The organism is Rhizobium sp. AG207R (assembly GCF_027109195.1).
Taxonomy (GTDB): domain Bacteria; phylum Pseudomonadota; class Alphaproteobacteria; order Rhizobiales; family Rhizobiaceae; genus Rhizobium; species Rhizobium dioscoreae.
Map to the genome: position 1 here is coordinate 1 of NZ_JAEPVT010000007.1, position 23,030 is coordinate 23,030.

Consider the following 23,030-nt stretch of genomic DNA (forward strand, 5'->3'; position numbering starts at 1 on the left):
GGGGGTTATCGATTTGAATTCATGGATTTTTGTGGTCTTGGCGGGCACCCCCTCATCCGCCTGGCGGCACCTTCTCCCCGCTGGGGAGAAGGGGGACAGCGGCGATCTCCGCTCATATGCGATACCCTGCCCACAAGGGGGGAGATTGGTAACCTACGGCACCGTCACCGTAAAATAATAGACCTCGTATCCGCTGAACGATGGTGCCTCATTTTGAGGAGCTGGCGATGTGCCCCAACAATCTCCCCCCTTGTGGGGGAGATGTCACGAAGTGACAGAGGGGGGTACAGCCGGGCGGCAAAATGGAGAATGCCGTTCACGTCGCGAACCCCTTCTCACCCATGATTGATCATCACATGCCGCACGGCGGTATAATCTTCGATAGCGTAGACTGACATATCCTTGCCGTAGCCGGATTGCTTCAGGCCGCCATGCGGCATTTCGTTGACCAGCATGAAATGGGTATTGATCCAGGTGCAGCCATACTGCAGGCGGGCAGCGGTCTGCATGCCGCGACTAATGTCCTTCGTCCAGACCGAGGAAGCCAGGCCGTAGTCGCTGTCGTTGGCCCAGGTGACGGCGTCGTCGGCATTGGTAAAGCGGGTTACGGAGACCACAGGGCCGAAGACTTCGCGGCGGACGATCTCGTCGTCCTGCGTGGCGCCGGCAACGACGGTCGGGGCGTAGAAGAAGCCGTGCTCGCCGGAAATCTTGCCGCCGGTAGTGATTTCCATGTGCTTATGTTCGGCGGCGCGGGTGACGAAGCTTTCGACGCGGTCGCGCTGGCGCTTGGAGATCAGCGGGCCGATTTCGTTCTCCGTGTCGTCGGCAAGGTTGAACTTGATGCTTGACACGGCCGAGGTCAGGTCGGCGACGAAATTGTCGTAGACCTTGGCGTCGGCATAAATGCGGCAGGCGGCGGTGCAATCCTGGCCGGCATTGTAATAGCCGAAGGTGCGGATGCCGGCGACCACGGCGTCGATATCGGCATCGTCGAAGACGATAACGGGGGCCTTGCCGCCAAGTTCGAGATGCGTGCGCTTGACCGTCTTGGCCGCGGCCTGCAAGACCTTCTTGCCGGTGGCAACATCGCCGGTGATGGAGACCATGCTGATCTTCGGATGGTTGATCAGCGCATTGCCGACGCTCTCGCCGCGGCCGAGGATGACGTTGACGACTCCTTCCGGCAGCACATCCGCCAGCAGCTTCGCCATCTTCAGCGCCGTCAGCGGCGTCTGTTCGGAGGGTTTGAAGACGACGGTGTTGCCGCCGGCAATGGCGGGAGCCAGCTTCCAGGCCATCATCATCAGCGGATAGTTCCAGGGCGCGATGGAGCCGACGATGCCGATCGGATCGCGGCGGATCATCGAGGTGTGGCCGGGCAGGTATTCGCCGGCGACCGGGCCGTGCAGGTTACGCACCGCGCCGGCAAAGAAGCGATAGCAGTCGACGATCGCCGGGATTTCGTCATTGAGCACGGCATTGATCGGCTTGCCGCAGTTCAGCGCTTCCAGCGCCGCAAAACCTTCGGCATCGCGCTCTATGGCGTCGGCGATCTTGAGGAGATAGGCCGAACGCTGGCTCGGCGTCGTCTGCGACCAGCTCGTGAAGGCCTTTTCTGCAGCATCGACGGCGGCGTCGATCTGCCCGAGCGAGGCCTCCGGCAAGTTGAGCACCGTCTCGCCTGTCTTCGGGTTGAGGACGCGTTCTTCCGTCTCCGTGCCGGCTTCGAAGCGGGAGCCGATCAGCATTTGGGTATCCATTATTCTCTCCCTTTCATTTGCCGCCGCCGGCGATCTGGTCGCCGTCGCGGGTAAGATAGTAGGCTGCCAGGATCGGCAGGAAGGTGACAAGCACGACGACCATGGCGACGACGTTGGTCACCGGTCGCTGGCGCGGGCGGATGAGTTCCTCCAGCATCCAGATCGGCAGGGTCATCTGCTGGCCGCCGGTGAAGGTGGTGACAATGACTTCATCGAAGGACAGCGCGAAGGCGAGCATGCCGCCGGCCAGCAGCGCCGTGCCAATATTCGGCAGGACGACATGGCGGAAGGTCTGGAAGCCATCGGCGCCAAGATCCATTGAGGCCTCGATCAGCGAGCCGGAGGTGCGGCGGAAGCGGGCGACGGCGTTGTTATAAACAACGACAACGCAGAAGGTGGCATGGCCGAGAACGATCGTCCAGACCGAGAAGGGGATATCGAACAGGCTGAAGGCGGAGCGCAGCGCAATGCCGGTGATGATGCCGGGCAGCGCGATCGGCAGGATGACCAAGAGCGAGATCGCCTCGCGGCCGAAGAACTTCGTCTGGCTGACGGCCGCGGCACAGAGCGTGCCGAGGATCAATGCGATCGCGGTTGCGATGGTCGCGACTTGCACCGAGAGTGCCAGCGCCGACCAGACATCCGGCCTGTTCCACGCGATACCGAACCATTGCAACGTCAGCCCCGGCGGCGGCCATTGATAGCTCTTCTCCTCCGTCGTGAAGGCATAGACGAAGATCAGAAGGATCGGCAGATGCAGGAAGAGCAGACCGCCCGCGGCTGCGATCTTCAGGGGGAAGGAGGCGCGTTGGCCACGATCAGAGCGCATCGAAAGCTCCCTGCTTTTTGGCGATCCAGAGATAGATGGCCATGATGACGATCGGCACGACCGAGAAGGCGGCGGCCAACGGCACGTTGCCGGCGGTTCCCTGCTGCGTATAGACGGCCTGGCCGATGAAGAGGCGCGAGGAGCCGATGATCTGCGGGATGATGTAATCACCCAGGGTCAGCGAGAAGGTAAAGATGGAGCCGGCGACGACGCCGGGCAAAGCGAGCGGCAGCAGCACGGTGCGGAAGGTCTGGTTCGGCGTTGCGCCAAGATCGGATGAGGCTTCCAGCAGATTGGCCGGCACGCGCTCAAGTGCTGCCTGCGTCGGCAGGATCATGTAGGGCAGCCAGATATAGACGAAGACGAGGAAGGTACCGATATAGCTGACCGAGAGCGAGTTGCCGCCGATGACGGGCAAGGCAAGCACGCCGTCGAGCAGCCAGCCGAGATGCAGCCTATCGAAGATCCAGGTGAGAATGCCTTCCTTGGCGAGGATCAGCTTCCAGGCATAAACTTTCACCAGATAGCTCGACCAGAGCGGCAGCATGACGCCGAGATAGAACAGCGCCTTCCATTTTCCCTGCGCATAGCGGGCCGCATAATAGGCGATGGGGAAGGCGACGAAGGCCGAGGCGATGGTGACGAGAGCGGCCATGACGACCGTGCGGACGATGATGTCGAAGTTGGCCGTATTCAGCAGCTGCGCATAGGTCGAGAGGGTAAATTCGTAATTCACCATTCCCGAGAAATCGTCGATCGAGAAGAAGCTCTGCAGCAGCAGCGCGATCAGCGAGCCGATATAAATGATGCCGAGCCAGAGCAGCGGCGGCGTCAGCATCAGGAACAGCAGCAGCTTCGGACGCCGCCAGAAGAGATCCGATAGACGGCCAAAGATGCCGCCGCGGCGCGGCAGGATCGAGGCCGGTGCCTGGCTCGACGAGGCGGGGAAGGCGGCGGCGTTCATGCGGCGTCGTCCATATAATGCACATCCGCCGGCAGCCAGGCGAGGCGAACGGATGCCCCGGTATCAGGAGCCGACTGGCCGGCCGGCACGGTCACATGCAGGCGGGCGCCATTCGTCTCGACCGAGAGGCGGGTAGCGGCACCGAGAAAGCTCGTCGCTTTCACGGTCGCCGCCACGCCGCTCTCCTCAGTCAACCGGATGGCTTCGGGGCGCAGGCTTGCCCAGCGTCGCTCGCCGCCGAGCGATGACATGGTTTCCGGGGCGATGACGTTGGAGGAGCCGACGAAATCCGCGACGAAGCGGGTCTTCGGCCGCTGATAGATATCGTGCGGCGTGCCCTGCTGGACGATGCGGCCGTCGTTGAAGACGGCGACGCGATCGGCCATGGACAGGGCCTCGCCCTGATCGTGGGTGACGAAGACGAAGGTGATGCCGAGCGCCCGTTGCAGGCTCTTCAACTCCTCCTGCATCTGCTCGCGCAGCTTCAGATCGAGCGCGCCAAGCGGTTCGTCGAGCAGCAGTACCTTCGGTTTGTTGACGAGAGCGCGGGCGAGCGCCACACGCTGCCGCTGGCCGCCGGAGAGCTGGCCCGGACGGCGGGCGCCATAGCCCGGCAACTTTACCAGTTCCAGCGCCTGTTCGGCAGCCCGCAGCCGCTCGGCTTTGCCGACACCCTTGACCATCAGCCCATAGGCGACATTGTCGAGGATGTTGAGATGCGGAAAGAGGGCATAGTCCTGGAAGACCGTATTGACGTTGCGCCTATAGGGTGGAACGCCTTCAGCAGTTTCGCCGAAGATTTCGATATGGCCGCCCGTCGGCTGTTCGAAGCCGGCAATCAATCTGAGGCAGGTGGTCTTGCCGGAGCCGGAAGGGCCGAGCATGGCGAAGAATTCGCCGGGCGCAATCTCCAGATCGACGCGGTCCACAGCGCGGACCTGGCCGAAATGGCGCGACACCTGCTGGAAACGAACGGCGTTCATTGGCTTCTCCAGGGAAGGGTTGTTTTTCCTTCTCCCCAACGGGGAGAAGGTGCCCGTCAGGGCGGATGAGGGGGCGAGGAGCGCAGCGACGAGGGCATTGAGCGGCAAGCGAAAGGCAATCCTTCGTATGCCGGGCCACTCCCTCATCCGACCCTTCGGGCCACCTTCTCCCCGAGGGGAGAAGGTATGTTTCCCGTGAAGATCACCGCCCGCCGATCACGCCGATATAGTCGGAGACCCAGCGGTGATAGGGCACGCATTCGCCCTGCGTGCTGCATTTCGCGACGGGCGTCTTCCAGAACTTGATCTTGTCGAAGTGATCATAGCCGTTGGTGGCGCAGCCGCTGTCGGTCAGGAGTTCGTTGCCCTTGCAAGCTGCCGGAACCGAGGGCACGGCGCCGAACCATGCGGCGGCATCGCCCTGAACCTTGGCCTGCAGCGAATGTTCCAGCCACATATAGGCGCAGTTCGGATGCTCACTGTCGGCATGCAGCATGGTGGTATCGGCCCAGCCCGTCGTTCCCTCATCCGGGAATGTGGAGGCGATCTTTTGCTTGTCGGCCTGCAGCAGGTTCACCTGAAACGGCCAGGAGCCGGAGGCGACGACACCTTCGTTCTTGAAGTCGTCCGTCTGGATCATCGCGTCGTGCCAGTAGCGGCTGACGAGCTTGCGCTGGCCGCGCAGCAGCTCGAGGGCCGCCTTGTACTGATCTTCGTTGAGCTCGTAGGGGTCCTTGATGCCGAGTTCAGGCTTGTGGGCCATGAGATAAAGGGCGGCATCGGCAATATAGATCGGCCCGTCATAGGCCTGCACGCGACCCTTGTTCGACTTACCATCAGGCAGCGTCGTTTCTTCGAAGACGACGTTCCAGCTCTTTGGCGCCTGGCCCTTGAAGGCGTCGGTATTATACATCAGCACATTCGGGCCCCAGAGATAGGGCACGCCGTAATGGACGCCGTTGACCGTGTGCCAAGGGGCATTCTTCAGGCGGTCGTCGAGGTTCTTCCAGCTCGGGATCAGATCAGTATTGATCGGCTGGACGCGCTTGCCGGCAACAAGGCGCAGCGACGCGTCACCGGATGCGGTCACGAGATCGAAGCCGCCTTCGTTCATCAGCGCCACCATTTCGTCCGATGTCGCCGCGGTCTTGACGCTGACCTTGCAGCCGGTTTCCTTTTCGAAGCCGGTGACCCAATCGTAATTCTTGTCGCTTTCGCCGCGCTCGATATAGCCAGCCCAGGCGACGATGCTGACCGCACCTTCACCCTTGCCGAGCGTCTTCAACGGCTCGGCGGCAATGACCTGTGTGGCGAAACTTAAGGATGCGAGTGCGGTCGTGCATGATTTCAGCAGATGCTTCATCGGACTCTCCCGGTTTTTGAGCCTTGATGGCGTGGAGCCAGTGGCTGGCTTCCTGTTCCCGGAAGAAAAGGTGACGCGATTTCGCCGCATTCGCAAATTCATTTATCAGAAAGGTGATATCGGAATTTCCGATTCATAACTGTGCGTGGCTGAGAGATCGAAAACCTCCGGCCGCAGCTTTCCGGCCCGCATGAGGTGCTGCAGCGTGTAGGAAATGGAAAGGGCATGATCGAGCGCGTCATGGCCCTTAAGCGGCGGATGCTGCACGCCATAGTAGTGGGAAAGCTCGTTGCTTGGCGTCTTCGCCAGATCTTCGACCGGCATTCCCGCCGCAAGCAGCAGCTTGACGGCATTGTCGAAACGATGCGCCGGGATTGAAGGCCGGATACCGGCGACATAGCAGCTGATAGCCATCATGTTCAGCTCGTCCTTGCCCCAGGACCAGAGACGGGCACCATCCGAGAAACGATCCAGGCCGGCAATGGCGTCCTGCTGGGCCATTCCTTCCGCCTCTATGTGCTCTTCGGTTACACCCGTCAATGCGGTGAAGAACGGATCGAGCGCATATCGTTTGCCAAATCGATCGACCGGGCGAACATAGGCCTTGTAGCTCTCCAGGATCGCGAAATCGCCTTCGAGGCTGAGCTTGACGGCTCCGACTTGCGCGACGACCGGATCGGGATCATGCGCCGCACACCAGGACCGGCGTTGCGACCCTTCGAGGCAAAGAAACTCACAGTCGAATATGATTGCGGTCTTCATACCTGACCCTCATTTGCGGCAATCTTCGATTGTATTCCCCTCAGTCGGGTCGCAAGAATACTGCGTGCTACCGCTGCCGGCCCGAGCGCATGCTTTCTGCGACGCCGACGAAATCGCGGGCCGCTTGCGGCAGGCTGGAGCCCTTGCGCCAGACCATGCCGACCTGCACTACAGGCAGCGAACCGGAGACGTCGCGGCTTTCGATGCGATCGCCTTCCAGCGACCATGGACGATAGACGAGATCCGGCAGCAGTGCGACACCGGCGCCGGTGGCAACCAGGCTGCGCACGGCCTCGACAGAGCGGGTGCGGAACGCGACATGCGGGCGGGCGCCGAGCGCGGTCAAAAGCTTGCCGGTGTTTTCCTCGATTTCGTCGATGGTCAGCATGATCAGTGGCTCGCGGGTGATGTCCGCAACACTGATGATATCGGCCGAGACGAGGGGGTGGCCCATCGGCAGCCAGAGGCGGTAGGGCGAGGTCTCCAGAATCTCGGCCTGCAGAGCCATGCGATCGCGCAGATTGGAAATGACCATGACGGCGACGTCAAGCTCGCCACCAACCAGAAGATGTTCCAGATAACCGCCATTGTCCTCGATGGCACTGACTTCGACCCCGGGGCAGGCGCGGCGATAGCGCGCCAGAAGATCTGACAGAACATAGCCGGCGACAAGCGATGTCACGCCGATATTCAGCGTGCCTCCGGCCTCGTTCTGCTTGCCGGAAAAGCTAGTACGGGCGTCGGAGACCGTCGCCAGGATCTTCGTTGCGTGGCGCAGGAACTGGTGGCCGTTGTGGGTGATCGACAGGCCACGCGGATGGCGCTCGAACAGCTCCACGCCGAGATCGCTTTCCAGTTCCTTGAGGGCTTCGGTGACTGAGGATTGCGAGATGGACAGGTTCTGCGCGGCACGCGTCACGGAGCCCTGTTCCGCAACGGCGACGAAGTATTGCAGCTGTCTCAAGGTGAAGGCCATGCCAAGGTTAGAGCATGTTCGCGGCACGGAAGGCAAGCGCCCGTCATAGGTGTGAAAGTTTGGACCTTTTTTGGTAACGATGTCGAGGACAGCACAAGTTTCACCTCAGTTTTAAGTATTCCGAAACGCCAATTCCCTAACGTGAGGGTTGATCATTTTTGTCGGCTTGGAGTGGTCTATGCTGGAGCAGTTGGCGTGAGCGCCTTACTGCACATTTTCCGGATACCCCGGAAGTTTGTCGTCATGATCGGCGGAGTGGCCTTTCTCATAGGCTGCTCCGGCGTATTGGCGCTTTATGTCGGCAAGGACAGGCTGCTCGGCCTTGCCTCCGCATCTCCTAACGGGCTTCAGTGCACCGACGTCAATCTTGTCACGATCCGCAAGGATAACCGTTTCTGGGTTCGCAAATATATCCGCACGGAGCCGACCGATGGGCTGACGCGTGTCAGGACTGCGCTCCGGGTTGCCAAGGCTGTCTATCAGGAACAGAAACCGGATCTCGTTCAGGTTGTGGTTCTCGACAGAAATGGGCCGACATTGCGGTCTGACTTGCGTGGCCGGGCGCTGGGGGCCGATGTCGTTTACGTGCCGCATCCAGACAAGCTTGTCGATGGCAGCTCCGAGGCACCGCTGACGGCACGCTATTATGATGGCGGTGCGAGCAATGCCGGCCTGTTTTATGGTGAGCAGATTACTATGCTGCCGCAGGATATCGATGCGGCGATCGCGGGGTTGAAGAATCTGACGGACTGCGACAACGCGCTGGCGGCAGACAATGGCGGCGACGCCAAGAAGGACAAGATGAAGGCGGCGATTGCCGCGGAAGAGAAAGCGGCCGCAAATCAAGCGGAGAGCCACGATGCCAAACCGCAGCTGCCGGAACCGAAATCGACCGGCAATGTGCAGCCGGGCTATGATGCGAATGGTGATTTCATCGGCGCCGATGCCGGGGCGAAGGAAAAAAGCCCGTCACCGGGATTGGACCCGACCATGACGGGCGCCGCCGACCGCCGCTCGCCCGTCACCAACTGATCAAAAAACGGATTTGCGCTATCGGGCGGAAAGGCTGATGCTTCATTCCGCCAGATGTTTCTCGCCGATAGCCTGGTAGAGCGCGAAGAGCGCCTCGTGGACTTCGCCGGCAAGACGGTAGAAGTCCGGATTCGCCAGAATGGCGGGGTGCTGCAGCAGCTGGTCGTCGGTCATGTCGAGCATGATCGACGCTGTGTGCATCGCCTCGTGGCAACCGAACGTTCCCGGTGCATATTGCGAGAGATCGATGTCGCCGAGCTCTGCAAGATCGGCCAGCCGCTGATGCTCGCTATCATCTGCGGCTGACATCTCTTTATCCGTCATGATACGCACCTTTGATGTTCGAGGGACGGAACCGGCCTCAATCGGCCTTGTTGCGGCGGGCCGGGAAAAGGATGATGTCGCGGATCGACGGTGAGTTGGTCAAAAGCATGATGAGGCGGTCCACACCGATGCCGAGACCGCCTGCGGGCGGCATGCCCTGATCGATCGCGTCGAGGAATTCTTCGTCGAGTTCCTTCTGCTTTTCGCCGCGCGCATGCGCCTGCTCGAGCTGCTCGACCATGCGGGCGCGCTGCTCTTCCGGATCGTTGAGCTCCGAGAAAGCGTTGCCAAGTTCCCAGGCGTTGCAATAGGTCTCGAAACGTTCGACAAGGCGCGGCTCGCCCGGCACTTCCTTGGCGAAGGGCGATATGTCCTTCGGGAAATGCGTAACGTGCGCCGGCTGGATCAGCGTACCCTCGACCTTCTCTTCGAAGATGAAGGCAAGGCATTCGCCCCAGGTCGCATCTTTCTCGACGGAAAAGCCGGCGGCCTTGGACGCGGCGCGGGCTTCCTCGTCGGTCTTGATCGCGAGGAAGTCGATGCCGGTCGCTTCCTTGACGGCGTCAGGCATCGGCACGCGGCGGAATGGGCCCTTGAAGGAGATCTGCTTGTCGCCGAAAGCGAATTCGGTGCTGCCGTGGATCGACATGGCGAGCGTCGAGAACAGCCGCTCGACGAGATCCATGATGTCCTCGTAGTCGGCATAGGCCCAATAGCACTCCATCATCGTGAATTCGGGATTGTGTCGGGTGGAGACGCCTTCGTTGCGGAAGTTGCGGTTGATCTCGAAGACCTTGTCGGTGAGGCCCGAAACCAGCGTGCGCTTCAGGAACAGTTCCGGCGCGATGCGCAGGTACATGTCGAGCTTCAGCGTGTTGTGATGCGTCTTGAACGGCTCGGCGGTGGCGCCGCCATAAACCGAATGCAGCATCGGCGTTTCGACTTCCATGAAGCCGTCATTCTCCATGAAGCGGCGGATGCCGGAAACGATGCGGCTGCGCTGCTGGAAGCGGAGCTTCGATTCCTCGTTGGTCATGATGTCGAGATGGCGCTTGCGGTAGCGCAGCTCGATATCGGACAGGCCGTGCCACTTCTCGGGCATCGGCAGCAGCGTCTTCGTCAGCATGGTGATCTGCTGGGCGTTGATCGTCAGTTCGCCGCGCTTGGTGCGGCGTACGACACCGGTGACGCCGATGATGTCGCCGAGATCGATCATCGGCAGCAGCGAGCGTGCCTCTTCCGAAGTCACGTCTTTGTGGCTGAAGATCTGGATCTTGCCGGACGCATCATGGATATCCATGAACATGCCGGAGTTGCGCGAGGAATAGACGCGGCCGGCAACGGTGACGACATCGCCGGTTTCCGTATCCGGCTCCAGGCCTTCGTATTTCGCGGCCAGCTCGGCATTGGTCATCGTGCGGTGGAAATGTGCCGGATAGACGTCGCCGATCTGTTCGCGCAGCAGCTTCAGCTTCTGGCGGCGAACTTCCGTTGCGTCGGAGGAGAGGGCGGATGCTTCGGTCTTGTCGTTCATGGTTTTAAAGTCCGGTTCAATTCTTCGGGCCGACGAGGGTCGCAACGGTCTGCGCGGCCAGTTTCAGCCGCTGGCGCACGACGGAGCGGCCGAGGATCGCCATGCTATCGAAAAGCGGCAGGGAGCGCGAGGAGCCCGATACGGCGACGAAAAGCGGGGCAACGATGACCTTCAGCTTCTTGCCCATGCGGTCGGCAATGGCGCGCAGCTCGGCTTCGATCGTCTCGACGTTCCATTCGAGGATCTTTTCAAGGTCCGGCTGCACCGTGTTGAGGATCTCAAGCAGTTCTTCCGGCGTCGACTTGATCTTGGCGAAGGCCGAAGGATCGAGGTTGAGATCGGACTTGAACAGGAAGCCTGTGAGGTCGGGCAGCTCGCCGAGCTTGGTGATGCGGGACTGCGAGAGCTTCAGACCCTCCTTCAGGCGGTCGTTTTCCATTGCCCAGGTCAGGACGCGGTGCTGGAACTCTTCTTCCGAGAGCTTCTCGCGGATCCAGCGGCCGTTCAGCCAATCGAGCTTCTGGATGTCGAAGATGGCCCCGGCCTTGGAGAGGTTTTCCGGATCGAACTTTGCGGCAAGCTCATCCATGCTCAAGAGTTCTTCACCTTCGGCGATCTGGATGAAGAACAGACCGAGGAAGTTCATCAGCGCCTCGGGAATGTAGCCGAGAGCCGTATAATAGGAGATCGACGTCGGGTTCTTGCGCTTCGACAGTTTCGACTTGTCGGCATTGCGCATCAGCGACAGGTGCATGAACACCGGCGGCTCCCAGCCGAGATACTGATAGATCAGAATGTGCTTCGGCACCGAGGCGAGCCATTCCTCGCCGCGCGCGACATGGGTGATCTTCATCAGATGGTCGTCGACCACGTTGGCCATGTGATAGGTCGGCATGCCATCGGCCTTCAGGAGAACCTGCATGTCGACGGCATCCCACGGGATTTCCACGTCGCCGTAGACGCCGTCATGGAACTTGCAGGAGCCTTCGGTCGGGATCTTCATGCGCACGACATGCGGCTCGCCGGCAGCGACGCGTGAGGTCACTTCCTCGGCCGAGAGGTTCAGACAGTGGCCGTCATATTTCGGCGGCATGCCGGCGGCGCGCTGCGCCTCGCGCATCTTTTCCAGGCGCTCCGGCGTGCAGAAGCAGCGGAAGCCATGGCCGTTTGTGACGATCTGCTCGACATAGGGCTTGTAGAGGTCCTTGCGGTCGCTCTGGCGATAGGGGCCGTAGGGGCCGCCGATATCGGGACCTTCGGACCATTTCAGGCCGCACCATTTCAGAGCGTCGAGCACCTTGGTCTCGAATTCCGGGGTGGAGCGGGTTGCGTCGGTATCCTCGATGCGCAGGATGAACTCGCCGCCGTGTTTCTTGGCGAAGAGATAGTTGAACAGCGCGATATAGGCGGTACCGACATGCGGCTCGCCGGTGGGGGAGGGTGCGATGCGGACGCGAACGCCTGAAGTGGTCATTTTGTTTGCCCGTCATAAAAGGCCGGGCCGCGCTTGGGACAAGCGCCGTCCAGCCGAAAATGTCTATCTGGATCAGGAAACCGGCCGGAAAAGGGCGTCTTGCCGCTTCTATCAGCGTTTTCCGTATGGCTGGCCTTAGGCCATATTCAAAGGATGACGTCAAGGGAAACTGCGCCGTAAGAGCAGGCAGAGGCACCGAGGACGCTGTGCTGCATCGAAAAGGGCCGGCCTTCCAATTTCGCCAAGCGTCTTTACTCTTCGTAAGTGTTTCAGAAGAAAAGCCTTACGCTTGCCGAATTTGATTTGCAATTTTCGCGGCAGTGGCAAAATAGGTTTTCAATCGTTCATTCCGGGGATACCATGAAGAAACTGATTTTGTGCTTGCTATTGGCTGTCTCGATGGTCGACGCAGCCGCGGCCCAATCGACCATCACACGGGACAGTTCCGCCCGACTGATCGAGTCCTACCGCGCCTATATCGGCAATGACGATCTTTACAATTCCAAAGGCGAACGCCTGACGCTGCCCTGGCAGATCATCCGCCAGGACCGCGCCAACTATCACGCCTATCGCCGCCGCGACCGTGGCGACCAGGGCGACAGTTTCTTCTCGCAGGCTTCCAATCGTCAGAATTTGGAAGCCATGCTGGCCAATGGCAATATCGCAAACGATGCCGGAAACCTCATCGTGCGCGGCAATGTCTGGATCAAGGTCGATATTTACGGACATGGCGATGTCGGCCAGTGGGTCGACATCCATGTTCAGGATTGACCGATGTGATGAAGCCGCACCTCGTTATTGGTGCGGCTTTCTCGGTCAATGGCCGCCGGATGCCTTCTTGCGGCGGTTGCGCGCCATCATGTTGAGCACTTCGACCAGGGCGGAGAAGGCCATGGCGGCGTAGATGTAGCCCTTGGGAACATGCACGCCCATGCCTTCGGCGATCAGCGTCGTGCCAATCATCAGCAGGAAGGCGAGCGCCAGCATGACGATGCTCGGGTTCTTCTCGATGAAATTGGCGAGCGGGTTGGCTGCGACCAGCATGACCGTGACTGCGGCGATAACGGCGACGAACATGATCGGCAGGTGCGGCGTCATGCCGACGGCGGTGATGATGCTGTCGATCGAGAAGACCAGGTCGAGCAGCAGGATCTGGCCGATCGCCGAGGCGAAGGTCGTGGTCGTCGATTTGGCGATGAAATCCTCGCCCTGTTCCTGAGGGTCGACGTTGTGATGGATCTCCTTCGTCGCTTTCCAGACGAGGAAGAGGCCGCCGCCGATGAGGATCATGTCCTTCCAGGAGAAGCCCTGGCCGAAGATTTCGAAGACGGGCTGGGTCAGCTGGACGATCCAGGCGACGGTTCCGAGCAGCGCGAGGCGCATGATAAGGGCGAGGCCGATGCCGATCTTGCGGGCTCTGTCACGATGCTCCGGCGGCAGCTTGTTGGTGAGGATCGATATGAAGATCAGGTTGTCGATGCCGAGGACCACCTCCATGACGACAAGCGTGACGAGCGCCACCCACGCTCCCGGGTCCTGTATCAGCCCCATGATATCCATTGAATGTCCCCTTTGATCAGCATTCGCCGATGCTGACCCCCAGCACGGCCGCTCCAGAATGGCCGTAATGTAAGGAGCACAACCGTCCGTACAAGCGCCGCCACCAATTTCGTGGCGGCGGCCTTGTTTCAAGGGCTCTGTTCCCAGGCTTGGTTTTCAGGCGTCCAGGGGTATCCAGATTTCCGTCACGCCCATGCCGGTGCGCGGATCGAAGCGGTCGTCATAGCGCTCCATCATGTCGGGTGTGCCGGCATGCTGTTGACCCGATTGCGGCAGCCATTCGCCGAAGATCTGATGCACCGTGGCGGAAATGCCGGAGATATGGCCGCGATGCGTGAAGATCGCATAGCGCTGCTGCGGCAGCTTCACCGTCACGAAGCCTTCTGGCAAGCCGTCGGCGGCGGAAACTTCGGCTGCCGACATATAGCGGAAGCTTTCGCTGCCTTCTTCCGCCTGGGTGCAGACGCCATAGGCGACATTGCCGATCTGGCCGGGAATATGGCCGAAATGCTCGTTGAATTTCTGCCAGAGCGAGGGGATGGCCTCTGTCGCCTCATAGGCATAGGTTTCCGCAAGACCGGCAAGCAGCATCGCGGGATGGGTCTCGAAGCGCGGTGCATCGAGCTTGGGAAGGCGGGTGTCGTCCATTCTGATCGGCTCCTGTAGAGCGAGGTTGCGAACGTGTCCTTGTTTGCGCAGGCTTTCCGGCGTCATGCCGAATTGCTCGCGGAAGGCACGGGTGAAAGCCTCGTGCGAGCCGTAGCCGGCATCGAGGGCAACCTGGAGAATGGAAGAGGAGCCGTCGGTCAGTGCGAGAGCCGCTTCGCTGAGGCGGCGGTTCCGGATATAGCTGCTGATCGAGTGACCGGTCGTCATGCCGAAGACGCGCGAGAGATGAAAGCGCGACAGCCCGGCCGTCTCGGCGATCTCGTCGAGCGAGATGTCGGATTTAAAATGGCTTTCGATAAACCATATCGCTCTGCCGATCGCGCTCATTTTCAACTCCCCTGGTTGCCAGGCCAGTCATAGGCCTGTGGCGGTGGCAATGCTTGATCGCCATTGCGGAGTTGAATGACTACACCGTTGTGGCCGGCGGGAGAGGCCTGTTCATCCCAGAGCAGTTCAGTTTTTCACGGAATCTCCGAACCGCTCTATTCACGCAATTCCGGACGAAAAGCCGCTGCACACTTTCCCTGGAATTGCTCTAATCCCTGCGATCCGGACCGTAGCCTGCCAGGAAGACGCGGACGGCGCCGCGCACGACATAGTCGATCTCTTCCTTCGACGGCGGCTGTTCCATGTCGCCGAAGAGCCGCAGCTTGAAATAGCCGCCGCTGGCCATTTCCAGGAAGTGGCGGGCAGCCATGTCGAAGTCGTCGATCTTGAGATGGCCGGCGGCAACCTGCCGCTCGAGGAAGCCGCGCAGCACCGTGCGCAGATTTTCGGGGCCGGTGAAGAAGCGTTGACAGAGCGAGGGCATGCGTTCGCGCACGCCGATGACCGTGCGCATTGCGCTGATGGTCTTATCCGAGGTGACGTGCGTGACGAAGACGATGCCGAAATCATAAAGCGAGGTCGTGACATCCGCTTCGTCTGAAAGGGCATTGCGGACAAGGTTGACGAAATGGGTGCGCTCGCTCTCCATCATGGCGGCGAACAGATCTTCCTTGTTGGCAAAATAGACGTAGAGAGTGCCCTTGGAAACGCCCGCCTCGCGGGTGACATCGTTCATGCTCGCCGCATCGAAGCCCATTTTCATAAAGACACGCTTGGCGCCTTCGAGAATCTGATGACGCTTGGCAGGGTCCTCGCCGGCTGCCCAGCGCCCTCCGGAGCCCGGCGCAGGCGCGTTCAATACGGCGGCATTTTGGGATTCGTGTTTCATCGGCTCTTTCAGTGTCTCCTTTACGCGATACTCGATCACTTTTTCTGAATCTTAAACAGATTCGCGAAATAAATCGAACCGCTCAGTTCGATATCTCTTGATATGGCGTGAGAAAGGCTCTATGTCAATTGAACCGAACCGTTCGGTTCGATTATTTTGCCAGATTTTCGGTGGTAGGGAAATGTCGTCAAGTCATGGAAACAATGTAGCGCGCATCGTGAACGAGCCCGCTGATGCAGAAGTGGAAGCCCGGGAAACCGGTGCGCCTGCCGAGGCTCCAGCGGCCGAAACGCGCAGCAACCCTGCCCCCGCCCAGGCTGCGCCTGCTGCTCCGGCCCCTGCGGCCCCACCGCCATCGGAGAAGAAGCGGCGCAGCCTGGTTTTTCCGATCATCATCGTCGCGGCTCTCGCAGCCGGTGGCTGGTATGGCTATGACTGGTGGACGAGCGGCCGCTTCATGGTCTCCACCGATGACGCCTATATCGGCGGCGACATCGCCACGATATCGCCGAAGGTAACGGGCTATGTCGCCAAGGTAAACGTCGTGGCCAACCAGCAGGTCAAGGCCGGCGACGTGCTCGCAACGCTCGACGACGGCGACTACAAGCTTGCGCTCGGCCAGGCTCAGGCCTCGCTCGACACCGAGCAGCTTTCACTCCATACCATCGATGCACAGATCGCTGCCGGCCAGGCAGCCCTTGCCCAGTCGCAGGCGCAGAAGGTTGCCCTGGAAGCCACGGTCCGCGGCGCCCAGATTACCCAGACGCGCGCTGCTGAACTGCAGTCGAAGTCGGTCGGCACCACGGCCGCTTTGGACAGCGCCAATATCGCGCTGGATCAGGCCAAGGCCAATCTGGTCGGCGGCGACGCCGCCATCGCATCCGCACAGGCCAACATCAACCTGCTGCAGGCCCAGCGCCGTCAGGCCGAAAGCACGATCAAGGGTCTCGAAGCCGCGCGCGATAAGGCTGCCCGCGACCTGTCCTTTACCGTGCTGAAGGCTCCGTATGACGGCATCGTCGGCAATCGCTCGGTCCAGGAAGGCGATCTCGTCTCCCCCGGGCAGAAGCTGATGGCGATCGTGCCGATCCGCCAGCTCTATATCGACGCGAACTTCAAGGAAACGCAGATCCAGCACCTGGTTCCCGGTTCCAAGGTCAACGTTCACGTCGATGCCTATAGCGACCATCCGATCGTCGGCACCGTAGAATCGATCTCGCCGGCCTCCGGCTCGGTCTTTTCGCTGCTGCCTCCGGAAAACGCGACGGGTAACTTCACCAAGATCATCCAGCGCGTGCCTGTCCGTATCGCATTGCCGCAGGACGCGCTCAATACCGGCCGTCTGCGCGCAGGCCTCAGCGTCGTCGTCGACGTCGATACCCGCACGGCGCCGGACAAGTAAACGATCGAGCTCGGGAGAGACGAAATGTCTTCCGCCAGCACTACAGCCGGGTCGCCCCCACGCGCGGCCGGCCCAGCCGCGCCTGCGGCTGACCATATCGAGCCGAGAAAGCTCATCGCCTTTCTGGCGATGGTGCTCGGCATGTTCATGTCGATCCTCGACATTCAGATCGTCTCCGCCTCGCTCAGCGAAATCCAGGCCGGCCTCAGCGCCGGCTCGGATGAAATCGGCTGGGTGCAGACCGCTTATCTGATCGCCGAAGTCATCATGATCCCGCTATCGGGAACGCTGGCGCGCATCATTTCCACGCGCTATCTCTTCGCGATCTCGGCCGCCGGCTTTACCATATCGAGCGCGCTTGCCGCGACCGCCACCAATATCGATCAGATGATCATCTACCGCGCCCTGCAGGGCTTCATCGGCGGCGGCATGATCCCCTCGGTCTTTGCGGCAGCCTTCACCATCTTTCCGCCGTCCAAGCGCAACGTCGTCTCGCCGATCATCGGCCTGATCGCCACGCTCGCGCCGACGATCGGCCCGACCGTCGGCGGCTATCTGTCCAACGCCTTCTCCTGGCACTGGCTGTTCCTGGTCAATATTCCGCCCGGTATCATCGTTGCCATCGTCACCTGGAATTTCATCGACTTCGACAAGCCCGAGCTGTCGCTGATGAAGAAGTTCGACTGGTGGGGCCTGATTTCGATGGGTGTTTTCCTCGGCGCGCTGGAATATGTGCTTGAGGAAGGCAATACGAATGATTGGTTCAACGACAATTACATCGTTGCGGGTGCCATCGCATCCGCTATCGGTGCCGTGATTTTCTTCTATCGCGCCTTCACGGTCGAATTCCCCGTGGTCGATCTCAGAGCCTTCACGAACAAGAACTTCTCCTTCGGGTCGATATTCTCCTTCGTCATGGGCATTGGCCTCTATGGCCTCACCTATATCTATCCGCTCTATCTCGCGCGCATTCGCGGCTACGATTCGCTGCAGATCGGTGAGACGATGTTTGTCTCCGGCCTCACCATGTTCTTCACGGCGCCGCTGGCCGGCTTCCTGTCGAGCAAGGTCGACCTGCGCATCCTGATGATCATCGGCTTCACCAGTTTCTCGGCCGGTACCTACATCATGATGCACCTGACGGTGGACTGGGATTTCTGGGAGTTGCTCATCCCGCAGATCCTGCGCGGTTTCGGTCTGATGCTCTGCATGGTGCCGATCAACAATATCGCGCTCGGAACCATGCCGCCCGCCCGTATGCGCGGTGCATCAGGCCTGTTCAATCTCACGCGTAATCTCGGCGGAGCCGTCGGTCTTGCGATCATCAACACGCTTCTGACGAACCGGCAGGACCAGCATTATTTCAACCTTCGCGACCATGTTCATTGGGGCAGCCATGCCGCCGTTACCCAATTGAACAACATGGCCGCCAGCTTCAATGCAGCGGGCTTGGACGGTGATCAGGCCGCCCTGAAGCAAATGGTCAATATGGCGACGCGGCAGGCGGTCGTGATGTCCTTCGGGGATATTTTCCTGATGCTGACCGTGCTGTTTCTCGCGATGATCCTCGGCGTTCTGATGCTCAGCAAGCCGAATGCGGCGGGCGGCGGCGGTGGTGGCGGAGGCCACTAATCCGGCTCTTGATAATGCTCCCAAGGCATGGCCCCTCCTCGGAGGGGCCTTTTTCATTTGGGGGTCGTTTGGAAAAATTCACCGGCCCGAAATTTTTGATTTACGTACATCAAAAATCGCAGTAAGGGTTTCCGCAGGAGGAACCCATGAGACCGACCGTGCATGACATCGCCGCTGCTGCGGGCGTCAGCCTCGCCACGGTGGACCGAGTCCTGAACCAGCGTCCGGGCGTACGGCTGGTGACACGGGAGAAGGTGGAAGCCGCTATCCGGCAGATCGGCTATATCCGCGATGTCGCTGCTGCCAACCTGGCCAAGAGCCGTGTCTATCCTCTTGTTTTCATTGTGCCGACCGGCGATAATTCCTTCATGCATGGGCTGCGATTCGAGGTGCATCAGGCAACCTTGCGGGCCAGCATAGAGCGCACCGATATCCGCATCGTCGAGGTGCCGCCGTTCGATGTGCCGGCGCTGGTCACGGCACTGGACGCCTTGCAGGGGCAGGATATCGCCGGCGTCGCTCTCGTGGCGACCGATGCGCCGGAAGTGCGAGCCGCCGTCGACCGTCTCGTCTCGGAGCGTATTCCTGTCATTACGCTGGTCTCGGATCTCACTGATTCCGCCCGTCATCACTATGCGGGAATCGACAATATCGCCGCCGGACGGACCGCCGCGCGGCTGCTCGGGCGCTTCCTGGGCGGTCGTGAAGGCGATCTTACCGTTCTCGCCGGCTCGATGCTGGTGCGCGATCATCGCGAGCGCCTGCAGGGCTTTTCTGCCGTGATGGCAGAGGAGTTTCCCAAGCTGCGGCTGCTGCCTGTGCTGGAAGGACGTGACGATCCCGAACAGGCCCGATCGCTCGTTTCAAAGGCGCTCTCCGCAAATAAGAGTATCATCGGCATCTACAGCCTCGGCGCCGGCAACCGTGGTCTGATTGCGGCCCTGAAAGCCGTGCGGCCCGAGCGTGAGCTGACGGTGGTCGTGCATGAACTGACGCAGCATACGCGAGCGGCGCTGTTGGACGGCACGATCGATGCCGTCCTCAATCAGGATGCCGGCCATGAAATCCGCAGCGCCATCCGCATCATGAAGGCGACAGCCGACGGTCAGGCCGTCATTGCCGATCAGGAGCGCATACGTCTCGACATTTTCTTGAAGGATAATCTGCCCTGAGCATTCGAACGCGGCAGAGCATAGGGAGCAACATCTGATGTATTTGGGTCTCGATCTCGGAACCTCCGGCGTCAAAGCGATGCTGATCGACGGCAATCAGAAGATCATCGGCTCCGCCAATGGCGGGCTTGACGTCTCGCGCCCGCATCCAGGCTGGTCGGAGCAGGATCCCGCGCATTGGATTCGAGCGACCGAGGAGGCCGTTGCCGGGCTGAAAGCGGCGCATCCGAAGGAGCTGGCGGCGGTGCGCGGCATCGGCCTTTCCGGCCAGATGCATGGCGCGACGCTGCTCGATGCCGATGATAAGGTGCTGCGGCCCTGCATCCTCTGGAACGATACCCGTAGCTACCAGGAAGCCGCCGCCCTCGACGCCGATCCACGTTTCCGCGCGCTGACCGGCAATATCGTCTTCCCCGGCTTTACAGCACCGAAGCTCGCCTGGGTCGCCAAGCATGAGCCGGAGATTTTCGCTAGAGTGCGTTGGGTGCTGTTGCCGAAGGATTATCTGCGCCTTTGGCTGACGGGCGAGCACATGTCGGAAATGTCCGACTCCGCCGGCACGTCATGGCTCGATACCGGCAAACGCAAATGGTCGTCCGAGCTGTTGGCGGCGACCAATCTCGATGAGAAGCAGATGCCGACGCTGGTCGAAGGCACTGAGGTCGCCGGCAAGCTGCGTGGCGAGCTGGCCTCGAAATGGGGCATTGCCGGCGATGTCGTCGTTGCCGGCGGGGCAGGCGACAATGCGGCCTCGGCCTGCGGCATGGGTACGGTGAGCCACGGCGCTGCTTTCGTTTCGCTCGGCACGTCTGGCGTGCTCTTTGCCGCCAACGGTTCCTATCTGCCGAAGCCGGAAAGCGCCGTGCATGCGTTCTGCCACGCACTGCCGAATACCTGGCATCAGATGGGCGTCATCCTCTCGGCAACCGATGCACTGAACTGGCATTCGCATGTGACGGGCAAATCCGCTGCCGAACTCACCACAGAGCTTGGTGAGACGCTGAAGGCGCCGACCAGCGTTACTTTCCTTCCCTATCTCTCGGGCGAGCGCACGCCGCACAACGACGCTACCATCCGCGGCGCCTTCATCGGTCTCGGCCATGAAAGCGGCCGCGCCGTGCTGACGCAAGCCGTGCTCGAAGGCGTGTCCTTCGCCATTCGCGACAATCTGGAAGCGCTGCGTTCGGCCGGCACCGACATCGCGCGCGTGACCGCAATCGGCGGCGGCTCGCGTTCGCGCTACTGGCTGGCTTCGATCGCCACTGCGCTCGGCGTACCCGTCGACGTGCCGGCGGACGGCGATTTCGGTGCCGCTTTCGGTGCCGCACGCCTCGGCCTGATTGCGGCGACCGGCGCCGACCCGGTTGCAGTCTGCACCCCGCCGCAGACGGCCGGCACGATCGATCCGGTTGCGTCCCTGACGGATGCTTATGCGGATGCCTACAAGCGCTATCGGGCGGTTTATCCGGCAATCAAGCCGCTGAGCATGGTTTGAGGTCAACCCCCTCACCCTAGCCCTCTCCCCGAGGGGAGAGGGGACGACGGAGCTTACTGCGGTCACCCATACCTTCTCCCCTCGGGGAGAAGGTGGCCCGAAGGGTCGGATGAGAGGCATCAAAGTGACACAACAATATCGAAACACCAACCCAAGGAGATGAGACATGAGCACCGGATTTTTTGGTGACATCAGCAAGGTAAAATACGAAGGCCCAGACAGCACCAATCCGCTGGCCTTCCGCTATTACAACAAGGACGAAGTCGTTGCCGGCAAGCGCATGGAAGACCATCTGCGCTTCGCCGTCGCCTACTGGCACACCTTCACCTGGCCGGGCGGCGATCCCTTCGGCGGCCAGACCTTCCTGCGCCCCTGGTTCAACGAGACGATGGAAGCCGCCAAGCTTAAGGCCGATGTCGCCTTCGAATTCTTCACGCTGCTCGGCGCTCCCTATTACTGCTTCCACGATGCCGACGTGCGTCCGGAAGGCAAGAATTTCGCCGAGAACACCAGGAACCTCAACGAGATCGTCGACTACTTCGCCAAGAAGCAGGCCGATACCGGCGTAAAGCTGCTCTGGGGCACGGCAAACCTCTTTTCCAACCGCCGCTTCATGTCGGGCGCTGCGACCAATCCGGATCCGGATGTCTTCGCCTTCTCGGCTGCGACCGTGAAGACCTGCATGGACGCCACGCACAAGCTCAATGGCGAAAACTATGTTCTCTGGGGCGGCCGCGAAGGTTATGAGACGCTGCTCAACACCGACCTGAAGCGCGAAATGGACCAGATGGGTCGTTTCCTCAATCTCGTCGTCGAGTACAAGCACAAGATCGGCTTCAAGGGCACGATCCTGATCGAGCCGAAGCCGCAGGAGCCGACCAAGCATCAGTATGACTACGACGTCGCCACGGTCTACAGCTTCCTCAAGAAGTACGGCCTCGAAAACGAAGTGAAGGTCAATATCGAGCAGGGTCATGCGATCCTTGCCGGTCATTCCTTCGAGCACGAACTGGCGCTTGCCAATGCGCTGGGCATCTTCGGCTCCATCGACATGAACCGCAATGACTACCAGTCCGGCTGGGATACCGACCAGTTCCCGAACAACGTTCCGGAAATGACGTTGGCCTATTACCAGGTTCTGGCAGGCGGCGGGTTCAAGACCGGCGGCACGAACTTCGACGCCAAGCTGCGCCGTCAGTCGCTCGATCCGGAAGATCTGCTCATCGGCCACATCGGCGGCATGGATTGCTGCGCTCGCGGCCTGAAGGCTGCTGCCAAGATGATCGAAGACAAGGCGCTCTCCAAGCCGCTCGCCGACCGTTACGCCGGCTGGGATTCGGCCGAAGGCCAGAAGCTGCTGCGCGGCGAATATTCGCTCGACCAGATCGCCCAGTGGGTCGAGACCAAGGACGTCAACCCGCAGCCGAAGTCCGGCAAGCAGGAACTGCTGGAAAACATCGTCAATCGCTACGTTTGATCGATGCGTCCGGGAGGCGATCTTCATCGCCTCCCGGATTATCGCCTGAAGGCGCGGCTGGAAATGGCTATGGGATTCCCTGAGGGGTCCTTGGCATTGGCGAAAACATAGCCGTCGGCCTGATGCAACGGTCCGAACTCCAGCCCCTCTTCAGCACACTTAGCGTGGAAAGCTTCGACATGCTCGACGTCGAAGACCAGCTTGACCAGCACCTGGCCCATTTTCTGCGCCTTACCCGCCGGATGGATCATCAGATTGGCGCCGCCATCCTGCGCGAGCAGTTCAACAATCCGATCGCCCTCCAGGCGGAGTGGCTTGAATCCGAAATGCTGCTCGTAAAAGCTGATCGTCGCTTCGACATCGCGGACATAGAGGGTGATTCTGCCAAGCGGCATCGTTGCGA

Annotated in this window: 21 protein-coding genes; 7 read left to right on the forward strand and 14 right to left on the reverse strand. The window is 60.7% G+C overall.

Translation table 11 applies throughout. From position 1 onward, the window contains the following. Window positions 1–335: 335 nt before the first annotated feature. From JJQ51_RS17390 to JJQ51_RS17420, 7 genes are all read right to left on the reverse strand, one after another. Window positions 336–1,763: a gamma-aminobutyraldehyde dehydrogenase gene (locus JJQ51_RS17390; protein WP_113330573.1), complete on the reverse strand. Its 1,428-nt coding sequence runs from the start codon at window positions 1,761–1,763 to the stop codon at window positions 336–338. 13 nt (window positions 1,764–1,776) lie between these two features. Continuing rightward, window positions 1,777–2,592 carry an ABC transporter permease gene (locus JJQ51_RS17395; protein ID WP_113230843.1) on the reverse strand — a complete coding sequence of 272 codons (816 nt, stop codon included), beginning with the start codon at window positions 2,590–2,592 and terminating at the stop codon, window positions 1,777–1,779. Next, window positions 2,582–3,556 (reverse strand): ABC transporter permease, encoded by a 975-nt coding sequence (locus JJQ51_RS17400; protein WP_269244982.1) that lies wholly within the window; start codon window positions 3,554–3,556, stop codon window positions 2,582–2,584. The genes JJQ51_RS17395 and JJQ51_RS17400 overlap by 11 nt, the downstream gene beginning before the upstream one ends. Next, entirely contained in the window at window positions 3,553–4,539 is a 987-nt protein-coding gene (locus JJQ51_RS17405; RefSeq protein ID WP_269244983.1) for an ABC transporter ATP-binding protein, read from the reverse strand. The genes JJQ51_RS17400 and JJQ51_RS17405 overlap by 4 nt, the downstream gene beginning before the upstream one ends. A gap of 202 nt (window positions 4,540–4,741) precedes the next feature. Then, complete coding sequence (locus JJQ51_RS17410; RefSeq protein ID WP_269244984.1) at window positions 4,742–5,902, reverse strand: ABC transporter substrate-binding protein; 1,161 nt, start codon at window positions 5,900–5,902, stop codon at window positions 4,742–4,744. A 105-nt stretch (window positions 5,903–6,007) separates the two neighbouring features. After that, complete coding sequence (locus JJQ51_RS17415) at window positions 6,008–6,664, reverse strand: exonuclease (protein ID WP_269244985.1); 657 nt, start codon at window positions 6,662–6,664, stop codon at window positions 6,008–6,010. A gap of 67 nt (window positions 6,665–6,731) precedes the next feature. Next, on the reverse strand, window positions 6,732–7,640 hold the full coding sequence (locus JJQ51_RS17420; RefSeq protein WP_113230838.1) for a LysR family transcriptional regulator: 909 nt from the start codon (window positions 7,638–7,640) through the stop codon (window positions 6,732–6,734). 195 nt (window positions 7,641–7,835) lie between these two features. On the opposite strand from JJQ51_RS17420, the gene JJQ51_RS17425 reads away from it, so the two are divergent. Next, window positions 7,836–8,672, forward strand: coding sequence for a hypothetical protein (locus JJQ51_RS17425; protein WP_145315959.1), 837 nt, complete (start codon window positions 7,836–7,838; stop codon window positions 8,670–8,672). Between the two features lie 42 nt (window positions 8,673–8,714). On the opposite strand, the gene JJQ51_RS17430 is transcribed toward JJQ51_RS17425, so the two are convergent. From JJQ51_RS17430 to gltX, 3 genes are read right to left on the reverse strand one after another with little or no spacing between them, the layout of a single operon-like run. Beyond that, on the reverse strand, window positions 8,715–8,981 hold the full coding sequence (locus JJQ51_RS17430; RefSeq protein ID WP_269244986.1) for a hypothetical protein: 267 nt from the start codon (window positions 8,979–8,981) through the stop codon (window positions 8,715–8,717). Window positions 8,982–9,033: 52 nt separating this feature from the next. Then, the gene (gene lysS, locus JJQ51_RS17435; protein ID WP_269244987.1) at window positions 9,034–10,530 is read right to left on the reverse strand and encodes a lysine--tRNA ligase; all 1,497 of its coding nucleotides are present in this window, start codon (window positions 10,528–10,530) and stop codon (window positions 9,034–9,036) included. 16 nt (window positions 10,531–10,546) lie between these two features. Further along, the gene (gene gltX / locus JJQ51_RS17440; RefSeq protein ID WP_269244988.1) at window positions 10,547–12,004 is read right to left on the reverse strand and encodes a glutamate--tRNA ligase; all 1,458 of its coding nucleotides are present in this window, start codon (window positions 12,002–12,004) and stop codon (window positions 10,547–10,549) included. 360 nt (window positions 12,005–12,364) lie between these two features. Between gltX and JJQ51_RS17445 the strand changes: the two genes are divergently transcribed. Then, window positions 12,365–12,775 carry a hypothetical protein gene (locus JJQ51_RS17445; protein WP_113395321.1) on the forward strand — a complete coding sequence of 137 codons (411 nt, stop codon included), beginning with the start codon at window positions 12,365–12,367 and terminating at the stop codon, window positions 12,773–12,775. 45 nt (window positions 12,776–12,820) lie between these two features. Here the strand turns inward: JJQ51_RS17445 and JJQ51_RS17450 are convergent, their stop codons facing one another. From JJQ51_RS17450 to JJQ51_RS17460, 3 genes are all read right to left on the reverse strand, one after another. Beyond that, window positions 12,821–13,564, reverse strand: coding sequence for a TerC family protein (locus JJQ51_RS17450; RefSeq protein WP_269244989.1), 744 nt, complete (start codon window positions 13,562–13,564; stop codon window positions 12,821–12,823). Between the two features lie 156 nt (window positions 13,565–13,720). Continuing rightward, complete coding sequence (locus JJQ51_RS17455) at window positions 13,721–14,560, reverse strand: GyrI-like domain-containing protein (RefSeq protein ID WP_113420179.1); 840 nt, start codon at window positions 14,558–14,560, stop codon at window positions 13,721–13,723. A gap of 208 nt (window positions 14,561–14,768) precedes the next feature. Then, the gene (locus tag JJQ51_RS17460; protein WP_113354877.1) at window positions 14,769–15,449 is read right to left on the reverse strand and encodes a TetR/AcrR family transcriptional regulator; all 681 of its coding nucleotides are present in this window, start codon (window positions 15,447–15,449) and stop codon (window positions 14,769–14,771) included. A gap of 181 nt (window positions 15,450–15,630) precedes the next feature. On the opposite strand from JJQ51_RS17460, the gene JJQ51_RS17465 reads away from it, so the two are divergent. From JJQ51_RS17465 to xylA, 5 genes are all read left to right on the forward strand, one after another. After that, window positions 15,631–16,851: an HlyD family secretion protein gene (locus JJQ51_RS17465; RefSeq protein ID WP_269244990.1), complete on the forward strand. Its 1,221-nt coding sequence runs from the start codon at window positions 15,631–15,633 to the stop codon at window positions 16,849–16,851. Window positions 16,852–16,875: 24 nt separating this feature from the next. Then, entirely contained in the window at window positions 16,876–18,483 is a 1,608-nt protein-coding gene (locus JJQ51_RS17470; protein ID WP_269244991.1) for a DHA2 family efflux MFS transporter permease subunit, read from the forward strand. A gap of 146 nt (window positions 18,484–18,629) precedes the next feature. Then, on the forward strand, window positions 18,630–19,655 hold the full coding sequence (locus tag JJQ51_RS17475; protein WP_269244992.1) for a LacI family DNA-binding transcriptional regulator: 1,026 nt from the start codon (window positions 18,630–18,632) through the stop codon (window positions 19,653–19,655). Between the two features lie 37 nt (window positions 19,656–19,692). After that, on the forward strand, window positions 19,693–21,150 hold the full coding sequence (gene xylB / locus JJQ51_RS17480) for a xylulokinase (RefSeq protein WP_269244993.1): 1,458 nt from the start codon (window positions 19,693–19,695) through the stop codon (window positions 21,148–21,150). A gap of 166 nt (window positions 21,151–21,316) precedes the next feature. Next, window positions 21,317–22,627 carry a xylose isomerase gene (gene xylA / locus JJQ51_RS17485; protein ID WP_269244994.1) on the forward strand — a complete coding sequence of 437 codons (1,311 nt, stop codon included), beginning with the start codon at window positions 21,317–21,319 and terminating at the stop codon, window positions 22,625–22,627. A 38-nt stretch (window positions 22,628–22,665) separates the two neighbouring features. Here xylA and JJQ51_RS17490 read toward each other — a convergent pair whose 3' ends face one another. After that, a complete protein-coding gene (locus JJQ51_RS17490; protein ID WP_269244995.1) occupies window positions 22,666–23,022 on the reverse strand; it encodes a VOC family protein in 357 nt (118 codons plus the stop codon). Window positions 23,023–23,030 lie beyond the last annotated feature (8 nt).